This window comes from Lamprocystis purpurea DSM 4197 (assembly GCF_000379525.1).
GTDB classification, from domain to species: domain Bacteria; phylum Pseudomonadota; class Gammaproteobacteria; order Chromatiales; family Chromatiaceae; genus Thiodictyon; species Thiodictyon purpureum.
The window spans coordinates 44053-54763 of record NZ_KB902517.1 but is presented as its reverse complement, the minus strand read 5'-3'; the positions used below and the strand labels follow the sequence as shown (position 1 = coordinate 54763).

Sequence of the window (10711 nt, the reverse complement as noted above, 5' to 3'; positions counted from 1 at the left end):
CGCGTCTTCATCGGCATCACTGACCCCGTACAGCTCCCCCAGCGTGCTGTGGTCCCACGTCCGCGTGGTGGCTAGCTTACTCTGTGGATCAAGGACCCGGGCGGCGATCATCGCCAAGACCAGGTCGCGCTCCCGACACGCCTCGCGTCCCAACAAGGCACTGATGCGCAATCGCCCCATGGCCACGTCNATCGCTTGGACCGCCCCATGGGCGCGCGAGCGAATGATCTCGAATACCTCATCGACTGCAGCGAGTGGCTGGCCTTTGAGGACGGCCCGAATGGCTTGCGCTTGCGCGAGGGTCAGCGATGAGAGGTTCGCCAGGGTGCGCTTGATGACCCGCTTGCCCTCGCGCACCGACTCGCGCAGCAAGATCGCCGGGGGGGAGTTGCGGTTCGGCACGATGTCAATGTACATGCATACAAGCATAAAACATATACGCAGATTTACAAGTGTCTAAGAGATATTTACATGGGTACATTTATGGTCAAGATAGCGGACCCCAATGATCAACGCTCTAAGAGATCAGAGACTTAAGGTCAAGATGAGAATGGTTCTCGATGGAACTTCGGTCTAACCAGCCCAGGGGTGACAGGGGGATCACTGATCGGGATTGCCTGTCGCCGCATCCGACTTTGGAGATTGCGATGAATGACCACATCGAGGCGGCCGTAGTCCGCCAACACGCTCGCGGCCAATGGTTTGGCATCTTGGGGCGGCTGGCGCCGAGCTTGGAGCCGGCCCTGGTCCGTCCGGGTCGGCATGTCCCTTGTCCCGTCCATGGCGGACAGGACGGCTTCCGCGTCTTCAACGATGCCAACGAAGGCGGGGGAGGGATCTGCAATACCTGCGGACCCCGCCGCGACGGCTTCGCCCTACTGATGTGGGCGAACGACTGGGGGTTCCGCGTGGCCCTGGAAGCGGTGGCCCAGGATCTCCGGCTGGATGGCGGCGGGTTCTGGAGCGCCGCGAAATCGACACCTCGGCGAGCACCCGTTTCGGCGCAACACCGGGATCACGCGGGCGCGGAATCCGCCCTGCGGCGGATCTGGTCGGAGACCTTGGACCCTTATGGGCGCGAGGCCCTGCCGCTGCGGCGCTATCTCCTGCGCCGCGGGATCGACGCGATGCCGGACCCCGCCGTTGTGCGGTTCCATCCCGCACTGGGGTACTACGAGGAGCGGGTGCGGGTTGGGACCTACCCGGCCATCATCAGCCGGGTTACCGATGCCGCCGGGCAGCCGGTGACGCTGCATCGGACCTACCTGACCACGGACGGCGCGAAGGCGCCGGTGACGAGCCCGAAGAAACTGATGCCCGAAATGGGCACTTTGAGCGGTGGGGCGATCCGGCTCTTTCCGGCCGGCGCCGAGTTGGGTGTCACCGAAGGCATCGAGACCGCTCTGGCGGTCCGGCAGCGCACCAATATGCCGGTGTGGGCCGGCGTCTCAGCAGCACTCGTAGAAGCCTTCGAGCCCCCACCTGGGGTGACCCTCGTCGTCATCTGGGCGGACCTCGACCGCTCCGGACGAGGGGCGTTTGCAGCCAACAAACTGCGAGCTCGGCTCCTGACGATGGGCATCCAGGTGGCGGTGCATCTGCCACCGGGACCGATCCCGGGGGGTGCGAAGGGACTCGATTGGGCCGACGTCTGGAGCCTCAAGATCCGGGCGGCAGCCTAGATCAGTACGGACCCTATCTGTTTATCCACCTTTTTCTCCCCACGGCGTGCCGTGGGGGCTTTTTATTACTGGTGGAAAATATATTTTTTATGTATTGTCATAAATATCTTTAAGCTATATGTTGGAGTCCATGACACCGGAAACGCAAAGCGAGGAGCGCGACTGATGGCCCCTCACACGGGTGAAAGTGATCCCGGTAGGAGGGCCCAGGTGACCGAGACGCTGCTCTGGAGTGTAGACGAAACAGCGCGGCAACTGGGTGGCATAAGCCCTCGATTGGTCAAGCGCTTACTCGCGGAAGGCAAACTGACCCCGGTGCGGATCGGCCGTCGCCGCCTAATTGACCCAAGCAGCGCGCGGGCGCTGGTTGCAAACAATGCTTTCGGAGATAATCCGCCCGGGGTGGCGGTGCTGGAGCAAAGCACATGCCAATACGACCGACAAGGCGGAAACAAGGCGGGATCTTCAAGCGGCAGGACTCGCCGTACTGGTGGGCATCTGTCCCGACAGCAGGCGGCGGACGATCTCGGCGCAGTACTGGCGTTACCGTTGAGGATGACCCGAACGGACTGAAAGCGCTCGCAATTCGTGCGAACTGGATGGCGTCCGGTGAAACGCAGGCGACTGGTGACGGCGCTTCGTTCGATGACCTGATGTTGGCTTACCTCACCAAGGTGAGCCCAACGAAGCGTGCGCCGGAGCGCGACCGCTGGAGTGCAAAGGCGCTGTACGCGATTTTCAGCGGGCGCACGTTGGCTAGCATCGGAGCGCCGGAGGTGCGCGGTTACATTGCCAGCAGGACCGCGGACGGGATCGCACCAGGGACGATCAACAAGGAGGTCGGGCTGATGTCGGCGGCCCTGAATTGGGCTCGTCGAGAGTTGGAATGGGACACATTGAACCCGTGGCAGAGTCGGCGTCAGCGGGAGCCTTCTGGCCGTGAGCGCTGGCTGACGCAAGAGGAGGCGCAGTGCCTACTGAGTGAAGCTCAGCGCCGCGGGGATCGGACGGCCCATCTGGTGGATTTTATCGTCCTCGCGCTCAACACGGGAATGCGGCCCGGGGAAATGCTCCGACTGGAGTGGGGCAGAGTGGACTTGCCGAGGTGCCGCGTAGAGTTCGGCGCAACCGACCAGAAGAACGGCAAATCGGGTCAGGTGCCGCTGAACGAAGCAGCTCGCGAAGCGTTGTCGTCGCGAGCCAGTTTTCGGGCCTTGCATTGTCCTGCGTCGCCGTGGGTATTTTGTGCCAAGGATGGGGAGCGCATCGTCAACATCCGGAAGGCGTTCACCTCGTGCGTCCAGAGTGCGGGCTTGGAGGATGTGCATCCTCACGATCTACGCAGGACATGCGGAAGTTGGCTCATCCAGGCAGGCGTGCCGATTGAGCGAGTGTCGGAGCTTCTGCGCCACGCCGATGTGGCGATAACCCACCGGGTCTATGCCCGGTTGAGGCCCAGCGACCTGGCGGATGCCATTTCGGTGCTGGATCACGAAGGGATCAGGTTGTCACGTTAGTTGTCACGCACACCCGCCACGGGCGGGAGGAGTAGAAAAAAACCGGTCGTAACCGGTTGATATAAAGCGGGAATTTGGTCGGGGTGACAGGATTTGAACCTGCGACTTCTGCCTCCCGAAGACAGCGCTCTACCAAGCTGAGCTACACCCCGTGAAAAAGGGTCGATCGCAACGACACGCGCGGGATCAGGCGTCGTTACTTGCATCCGATAAAGTAAACCGCCACGCATCAGTGGGTTCGGCTCACCGCAAAATCGGCCAAGGCGGCAAGGGCTTCGGCTGCGTCTGAGGGTGGGAGGGCTGAAAGCGCCTCACGAGCTAGACGGGCGTGATCCAATGCAAGCTGCGTAGTGTACTGGATTGCGTCGGTGGACGCAATCGCCCGGATGACGTCGTCGATGCGTTCGCGTCCGCCGCGCTCGATGGCCTCGCGCAGCAGTTGGCGCTGCTCCGCGGTGCCCACCTGCATGGCGCGCAGGACGGGCAGGGTTGGCTTGCCTTCGTCGAGGTCGTCGCCGACATTCTTGCCGAGTTCCGCGTTGCCGGTGTCGTAGTCGAGCGCGTCGTCGATCAACTGGAAGGCGATTCCCAGGTGGCGGCCGTAGTCGGCCATCGCCGTCTCGATGTAATCCGGACTTTCGGCGAGGACCGCGCCCAGCCGGGTGCCGGCCTCGAAGAGGGTGGCGGTTTTCCGCACGATGACTTCCATGTAGCGTGCCTCGTCGGTGTCCGGGTCCTTGGTGTTGAGGAGTTGGAGGACCTCGCCCTCGGCGATGCGATTGGTGGCGTGGGCCAGGATCTCCATGATGCGCATATTGCCCACGTCGACCATCATCTCGAAGGCGCGTGAATACAGGAAGTCGCCGACCAGGACACTGGCTTCGTTGCCCCAGACCACGTTTGCGGTCTCTTGGTTGCGGCGCAACTCCGAGCTGTCGACGACATCGTCGTGCAGCAGGGTGGCGGTGTGGATGAACTCAATGACCGCGGCCATGTCGATGTGGTGCGCGCCCGAATAGCCGCAGGTACGGGCCGCGAGCAGCACCGACAAGGGTCGCAGGCGCTTGCCGCCGCTGTTGACGATGTAGTGGCCGATCTGGTTGATCAGCACGACGTCCGAGCGCAGCCGCCGCACGATGAGTGCGTCGACGCTCTTGGAGTCTTCAACGACGGGAAGGCGGATCGCGGAAAGGTCCATGCGCTGGGGAGTTCTTCAGATCACGAAAAATAAGGGTCGGATGATGCCCGCGGATGCTAGGTGCGTGTCATGGGGCTGTCAAGGTGGACGCCGGATTGTGCTGCTTGTGTTTTGGCGGCGCAACTGTTTTCTGTTGACGTGGCGAGTGTACGCGGGTATTGTTGTGGGTCTTTCACCCGGCGCGGAGCGTCGGCTTTTGACTTTGCCTGGGGAAACTCAAGATCATGTACGCGGTGATTCAGACCGGTGGCAAACAATACCGGGTCTCCGAGGGTGACACCCTCAAGGTCGAAAAGCTCGTGGTCGAGCCGGGTTCCGATGTCGCGCTCGACAAGGTGCTGCTGGTTGCGGACGGCGACACGATCAAGGTCGGCACGCCCTATATCGACGGCTGCACAGTGACCGCGACGGTCAAGGCACACGGGCGCGGCGACAAGGTTCACATCATCAAATTCCGGCGGCGCAAGCATCACCTGAAGCGCCAGGGCCACCGCCAGTGGTTCACGGAGATTCAGATCACCGGCATCAGCGCAGGCTGATCGGGAGGCAACGATGGCACACAAAAAGGCAGGCGGTAGTTCGCGTAACGGTCGCGATTCCGAGTCCAAGCGACTGGGAGTCAAGATCTACGGCGGCCAGACAATCACGGCCGGCAGCATCATCGTGCGGCAGCGCGGTACGGGTGTCCACAATGGCGTCAATGTCGGCCTGGGCCGGGATCACACGCTGTTCGCCCTGAAGGACGGCGTGGTGCGCTTCGTGGTCAAAGGCCCGAAGAATCGCAAATTCGTCACCGTCGAGGCCGCCGCATCCTGAGTCATTCCGGTGATGTTCGGGAGCCTGCCCGGCGGGCTCCCCGACACATCATCGGTGATCGGGATTCCACTGGCGTCGACGCGAGAGCCTCGTCCTCCGGGCGGGGCTTTTCGCGTTTTAGGCTTAAGGCCGCGGACAGGTCATGAAATTCGTCGACGAGGCATTCATCCGGGTCGAAGCCGGTGACGGCGGGAGTGGCTGTGTCAGCTTCCGCCGGGAAAAATATATCCCCAAGGGTGGTCCGGACGGTGGCGATGGGGGCGACGGCGGCAGTATCTATCTGGTCGCGGACAACAATCTCAACACCCTGGTGGACTTCCGTTTTCAGCGCATCCATCGGGCCGAACGCGGCCACAACGGGATGGGCAAGGACATGCGCGGGCGCAGCGGCGCGGATTTGATCGTGCGCGTGCCGGTGGGAACCCGAGTCTTCGATCCGGAGACCAACGAGTCCCTGGGTGAGTTGCTGGAAAACGGCCAGCGTCTGCTGATCGCCCGCGGCGGCTTCCACGGCATCGGCAATGCCCGTTACAAGTCCAGCACCAACCGTGCGCCCCGACAGTTCTCGCCGGGCTCCCTTGGGGATCGGCGCGACCTGCATCTGGAGTTGATCCTGCTGGCCGACGTCGGCCTGCTCGGCTTTCCCAATGCCGGTAAGTCGTCGCTGATCCGCCAGGTCTCCAGTGCCCGTCCCAAGGTGGCCGATTATCCCTTCACGACGCTCTATCCGAACCTCGGGGTGGTGCGGCTGGGGCGCAGCCGCAGCTTTGTCATCGCGGACATCCCTGGGGTGATCGAGGGCGCGGCCGATGGCGCCGGGCTCGGCATTCAGTTTCTCAAACACTTGGCGCGGACCCGGCTGCTGTTGCATCTGGTGGATATCGCCCCCTTCGACGAAGATCAGGACCTGGCAGGCGAGGTGCGCAAGATCGAGACGGAACTGGCGGCTTTCGGCGGGGACTTGGTCGACAAGGAACGTTGGTTGGTCTTGAACAAGTGTGATCGTCTGCCGGAAGATGTCATGGTGGCGCGCCGCACCCGGATACTGGACACGCTGGGCTGGCAGGCGCCGGTTTACGAGGTCTCCGCCCTGACCGGTGCCGGGACCGATCGGCTCATGGAGGATCTGATGCGTCGGCTGGAGCAGATCAAGCTCGAGTCCGGTGAGGCCACCCGCGCCGATGACCCGGAGGACGCCGAGTGGCATCCGCTCGATTCACAGTAGCTGGCCGGCGGCTACGCAACGCTCAACCCCACGATGGATTAGGATGTCGTCTTGATCTCCCGTAACACGCTTCCGACGACCCGCCGTTGGGTCGTCAAGATCGGCAGTGCACTCCTGACCCGCGACGGGCAGGGCTTGGAGCGGGGCATGCTGATGCCCTGGGTGGAGCAGATGGCCGCGCGCCGGGCGGCCGGGCACGATGTGGTCCTGGTGTCATCCGGGGCCGTGGCCGAGGGCATGGCGCGGATGGGATGGCGCGAACGCCCCAAGGCATTGCATGAACTCCAGGCGGCGGCGGCCATCGGCCAGATGGGTCTGGTGCGCGCCTATGAGGATTGTTTCAAGACCTTCGGTCTGCACACCGCCCAGGTCCTGCTCACCCGTGACGACCTGGCCGACCGGGCACGCTATCTCAATGCCCGCAGCACCCTGCGGACTCTGCTCAGTCTGAAGGTGATCCCGGTCATCAATGAGAATGACACGGTCGCCACCGACGAACTGCGCTTCGGCGACAACGATACCCTGGCCGCCCTGGTTGCCAATCTCATCGAGGCCGAGGTGCTGATCCTGCTCACCGATCAGGATGGCCTCTTCGACCGCGATCCGCGGGGCGATCCGGAGGCGCGCCTGATCAGTGAAACCCGCGTGGACGATCCGCAACTCGACGTGGTGGCGGGCGGCAGTGTGACCGGGTTGGGGACCGGCGGGATGGTGACCAAGGTGCGGGCGGCCCGCCTGGCGGCCCGTTCCGGGGCGGGGACCATCATCGCCCCCGGGCGCGGGGAAGGGGTCCTGACCCGCATCGGCGCCGGGGAGGCCGTCGGCACCCTGCTGGTCCCGGTGCAGTGCCCTCAGGCGGCACGGAAACAATGGCTCGCCGGTCACCTCCAGGTGCGCGGCCGACTGATTCTGGATGCGGGCGCGGTGCGGGCACTGCGCGAGAAGGGCACCAGCCTGTTGGCGGTCGGCGTCAAGGCCGTGCATGGCACCTTCAACCGCGGGGAAGTGGTGGCTTGCGTGGACGAGGAGGGCAGGGAAGTGGCGCGGGGCCTGGTGAATTACGACGTGCAGGAGTCACTGCGCATTCGCGGCGAACCGACCAGCCGCTTTGAGTCGATCCTGGGGTATGTGGATGCCGACGAACTGATCCATCGGGACAATCTGGTGGTACTCTGAGGGGCGGCGGCTTGGTAACGGGTCAGAAGTAAGTTATACAACGAATACAATCGTTGTCGTTGTCGTTGTCGTAATCGGATTCGGATAAGCGATTGTGTAGTCCTGTAATCTGCATGCGGTCTTGATCATTGTTCCGGCCGACATACGGGCGTCCCGAACAGGAGGTCGAGGCTTTATTAGCCGGACGAGGGCCGCCCAAACGCGAGATCGACCGGCGAAAGCCTCGACCTCCGGTTTTCTTGGTCGTGTGGCGCCACCGGCCGCTGGAGCGGCCGGACGGCATTCCCACGCTGGAGCGTGGGAACGAGAAAGCACGCAACTTACTTGCTTTCGTTGGTCTCGAACAGGCGGTAGACCACGCCGGCGATCGCGCCGCCGATCAGCGGTGCGGCCCAGAACAGCCACAGTTGCGTGATGGCCAGCCCCTGCCCATTCAGGAACAGCACCAAGGCCGGGCCGGTGCTGCGCGCCGGGTTCACCGAGGTGTTGGTGACCGGAATCGAGATCAGGTGGATCAGGGTCAGCGCCAGGCCGATCGCCAGGCCGGCGTGGGAGCCGATGCCGCGCTTGTCGGTCGCGCCCAGAATGATGAACAGGAACATGGCGGTCATGACGACTTCCATGATGAAGCCGGTCAACATGGGGTACTTGCCGGGCGACAGTTCGCCGAAGCCGTTGACCGCCAGGCTGTTGGCCGCCAGGACGAAGTCGGGTTGGCCCTTGAGAATCATCAGGAGCAGGAAGGCCGCCCCAATGGCGCCGATGGTCTGGAAGAGGATATACATAGGCGCTTCAGCCGCGCTGAAGCGGCCGCCGGCCACCAGACCGACCGTCACGGCCGGATTGAGATGACACCCTGAGATATGTCCGATCGCATAGGCCATCGTGACGACTGTCAGGCCGAAGGCGAAGGCGACGCCGAGCAGGCCGATACCGATATCGTTGGTGCCGGCCATAAAGACGGCCGCCAGGGCCGCGCTGCCGCAACCGCCGAGTACCAGCCAGAAGGTGCCGATCATCTCGGCAAGGGAACGGGAGATCAGAGGCATAGCTAACTCCACACCAAATTCTAAGTCTTCGATCGAACGCTAAGGATACCGGGTGGTTGCCATCGCCGAAACCGCCAAGGATGAAGCGGATCGCCGCGATGGACCCGGCGGTGTCTTTTTCTCTCAGGCGCGCCGCCTGAGCCGGGCGGATTGTAAGCGACATCCAGGCTGATTGGCAGACGGCGCCATAGTGTATTTTCCTTGCTTGCCGGGCTAAGGGACCCGCCAGGTGTCGTTTTCCTTGAGCAAGACGACCTCCCGGCGCGTGAGTGCCGGGGCAGCATCACCAACCGCGGACTCGACCACGATCGTGCACCGGTACAGATCCAAGCGCTCTTCGAAAGGGTCGCACTCGACCAGGTTGACTTTGATCAGCCGGATGCCGAGTTGCGCGGCCGCCCGGGCGCCGAGGTACTGCTCGGTACCGGCATTGATGCTGTTGATCTTGTTGGTATAAGCGGCGCGGAGATCGCTCTCGGCTGGGCCCGTGCTCAGGGTCCCCGAACGGGTCGCGGGTGACGGCGGTGATTGCCCGGGCTGTTCCGCGGCCTGGGTGATACCGACGGTTGCGGCAACGAGCACGGCAGCGATCAGGGGATTGCGATGCATCGAACAAGGTCCGGGTCACATGGGTTCGGCGGGGGGTGCGGCGGAGCGGAACATAGCATATCCGTGGGCGTACCGATGCCTTCCAAGGTTGCACCGCCGGGCAGAAGTTCGTAGCCTTAGCCGTTGCACAGTCGTTGCCCTGAAGCCCAGTGGAGGCCCAAGCGTGGACACGCATACCGAGATCGCCCGCTTTAACATGATCCAGCAGCAGATTCGCCCCTGGGGGGTGCTGGACGATCGCGTCCTGGAGGCCATGGCCGCGCTCAGGCGGGAATCCTTCGTGCCGGATGCCTACCAGGGGCTGGCCTATGCGGACATCGAGGTCCCGATCGGTGAAGGTCAGATCATGCTGGCCCCCAAGGTCGTGGGGCGTTTGCTGCAGGCGCTGGATGTGCAGCCCGGCGCGCGGGTGTTGGAGGTCGGGACCGGCAGCGGTTACCTGACCGCCTGTTTGAGCCTGCTCGGTGCCGATGTCATCAGCCTGGAGATCGACCCCGTGCTCGCCGCCGCGGCGCGCGCACGGCTGGCATCACTGGGTCTGGAGCGGATCGCGATTCGGGAAGCGGACGCCCTGGCCGAACCCACCGCGGGCGGCCCCTTCGCCGCCATTGCGGTCACCGGCTCCGTTCCCCGGACGGCGATCCTGCGGGTGCTGGAGGATCAACTCGCCGCCGGAGGGCGACTGTTCTGCATCCTCGGCGATCCGCCGGCCATGGAAGCCTGGCTCATGACCCGCCTGCCGACTGGAGATTTCGCGCGCAAGGGGCTGTTTGAAACCTGTGCCCCGCGCCTCGCCAATTGTCCCGAAGTACCGGTCTTCGTATTCTGAGTCGGAGGACAACCCATGAGTATTCATCAAGCCCAGATGCCCCTGTGTCAGCGGGACTATTCGCAACTGCTCATCATCGACGCCCAGGAGCGGCTGGCCGCTGCCATGCCGATGGATGAGCTCGATCTGGTCGTCGCCAACATCAATCGCCTGATCGCCGCGGCCAAGGTCTTCGGCATTCCGGTCATCGCCACCCAGCACAATTCGAAGGGTCTGGGTCCGATCATCGAGTCGATCAGTGCGAATCTGCCTCCGGACAGCAAACCAACTGAGAAGACGGCCTTCTCCTGCTGCACCGCGACCGGGTTCGAGCGCAATATCTCGGCGCATCCGGAGCGGCGCCAGTTGATCGTGGTCGGCATGGAGGCCCATATCTGCATCTCCCAGACCGTCTCCGGGCTGCAGCGCTGGGGCTATCAGGTCTTCGTCCCGGCGGATGCCATCATCTCCCGCAAGTCGGTGTGTAAGGCCAATGTGCTGGATCGGATGCGCACGAGCGGCATTCAGGTGCTGTGCGCCGAATCAGTCGCCTTCGAGTGGATCGGCGACTCGACGCAGGACAACTTCCGCGAGGTCTGGTCGCTGTTCAGGAATACCTGATATCCAGACC

At 63.4% G+C, this 10711-nt stretch carries 11 protein-coding genes and 1 tRNA gene; 8 read left to right on the top strand and 4 right to left on the bottom strand.

All coding sequences use genetic code 11. The annotated features are described in order from the left end of the window. Positions 1-647: 647 nt before the first annotated feature. Positions 648-1682 carry a DUF7146 domain-containing protein gene (locus tag A39O_RS0121045; RefSeq protein ID WP_026199598.1) on the top strand — a complete coding sequence of 345 codons (1035 nt, stop codon included), beginning with the start codon at positions 648-650 and terminating at the stop codon, positions 1680-1682. Positions 1683-2107: 425 nt separating this feature from the next. Next, the gene (locus A39O_RS0121040) at positions 2108-3199 is read left to right on the top strand and encodes a tyrosine-type recombinase/integrase (protein WP_157640308.1); all 1092 of its coding nucleotides are present in this window, start codon (positions 2108-2110) and stop codon (positions 3197-3199) included. Positions 3200-3274: 75 nt separating this feature from the next. Here A39O_RS0121040 and A39O_RS0121035 read toward each other — a convergent pair. Both A39O_RS0121035 and A39O_RS0121030 read right to left on the bottom strand, forming a co-directional pair. Next, positions 3275-3351 (bottom strand) — tRNA-Pro (locus tag A39O_RS0121035). Positions 3352-3428: 77 nt separating this feature from the next. After that, on the bottom strand, positions 3429-4397 hold the full coding sequence (locus A39O_RS0121030; RefSeq protein ID WP_020506646.1) for a polyprenyl synthetase family protein: 969 nt from the start codon (positions 4395-4397) through the stop codon (positions 3429-3431). A 224-nt stretch (positions 4398-4621) separates the two neighbouring features. Between A39O_RS0121030 and rplU the strand changes: the two genes are divergently transcribed. The 4 genes from rplU (at position 4622) to proB (ending at position 7614) form a co-directional block, all read left to right on the top strand. After that, positions 4622-4936 (top strand): 50S ribosomal protein L21, encoded by a 315-nt coding sequence (rplU, locus tag A39O_RS0121025; RefSeq protein ID WP_020506645.1) that lies wholly within the window; start codon positions 4622-4624, stop codon positions 4934-4936. 13 nt (positions 4937-4949) lie between these two features. Then, entirely contained in the window at positions 4950-5213 is a 264-nt protein-coding gene (rpmA, locus tag A39O_RS0121020) for a 50S ribosomal protein L27 (protein WP_020506644.1), read from the top strand. A 142-nt stretch (positions 5214-5355) separates the two neighbouring features. Next, complete coding sequence (cgtA, locus tag A39O_RS0121015; RefSeq protein WP_020506643.1) at positions 5356-6438, top strand: Obg family GTPase CgtA; 1083 nt, start codon at positions 5356-5358, stop codon at positions 6436-6438. Between the two features lie 51 nt (positions 6439-6489). Then, on the top strand, positions 6490-7614 hold the full coding sequence (gene proB, locus A39O_RS0121010; RefSeq protein ID WP_020506642.1) for a glutamate 5-kinase: 1125 nt from the start codon (positions 6490-6492) through the stop codon (positions 7612-7614). 320 nt (positions 7615-7934) lie between these two features. On the opposite strand, the gene aqpZ is transcribed toward proB, so the two are convergent. Further along, the gene (aqpZ, locus tag A39O_RS0121005; RefSeq protein ID WP_020506641.1) at positions 7935-8663 is read right to left on the bottom strand and encodes an aquaporin Z; all 729 of its coding nucleotides are present in this window, start codon (positions 8661-8663) and stop codon (positions 7935-7937) included. Between the two features lie 213 nt (positions 8664-8876). Further along, positions 8877-9272: a hypothetical protein gene (locus tag A39O_RS0121000; RefSeq protein WP_020506640.1), complete on the bottom strand. Its 396-nt coding sequence runs from the start codon at positions 9270-9272 to the stop codon at positions 8877-8879. 163 nt (positions 9273-9435) lie between these two features. Between A39O_RS0121000 and A39O_RS0120995 the strand changes: the two genes are divergently transcribed. Both A39O_RS0120995 and A39O_RS0120990 read left to right on the top strand, forming a co-directional pair. Next, the gene (locus A39O_RS0120995) at positions 9436-10101 is read left to right on the top strand and encodes a protein-L-isoaspartate O-methyltransferase family protein (protein WP_026199597.1); all 666 of its coding nucleotides are present in this window, start codon (positions 9436-9438) and stop codon (positions 10099-10101) included. 15 nt (positions 10102-10116) lie between these two features. Beyond that, the gene (locus A39O_RS0120990) at positions 10117-10701 is read left to right on the top strand and encodes an isochorismatase family protein (RefSeq protein WP_020506638.1); all 585 of its coding nucleotides are present in this window, start codon (positions 10117-10119) and stop codon (positions 10699-10701) included. The last annotated feature ends 10 nt before the right edge of the window (positions 10702-10711 follow it).

Coding starts and splice junctions, on each gene's coding strand:
- cgtA (WP_020506643.1), top strand. CDS start 5,356: ATGAAATTCGTCGACGAGGCATTCATCCGGGTCGAAGCCGGTGACGGC.
- A39O_RS0120990 (WP_020506638.1), top strand. CDS start 10,117: ATGAGTATTCATCAAGCCCAGATGCCCCTGTGTCAGCGGGACTATTCG.
- A39O_RS0121040 (WP_157640308.1), top strand. CDS start 2,108: ATGCCAATACGACCGACAAGGCGGAAACAAGGCGGGATCTTCAAGCGG.
- A39O_RS0121000 (WP_020506640.1), bottom strand. CDS start 9,272: ATGCATCGCAATCCCCTGATCGCTGCCGTGCTCGTTGCCGCAACCGTC.
- A39O_RS0121045 (WP_026199598.1), top strand. CDS start 648: ATGAATGACCACATCGAGGCGGCCGTAGTCCGCCAACACGCTCGCGGC.
- aqpZ (WP_020506641.1), bottom strand. CDS start 8,663: ATGCCTCTGATCTCCCGTTCCCTTGCCGAGATGATCGGCACCTTCTGG.
- rpmA (WP_020506644.1), top strand. CDS start 4,950: ATGGCACACAAAAAGGCAGGCGGTAGTTCGCGTAACGGTCGCGATTCC.
- A39O_RS0121030 (WP_020506646.1), bottom strand. CDS start 4,397: ATGGACCTTTCCGCGATCCGCCTTCCCGTCGTTGAAGACTCCAAGAGC.
- rplU (WP_020506645.1), top strand. CDS start 4,622: ATGTACGCGGTGATTCAGACCGGTGGCAAACAATACCGGGTCTCCGAG.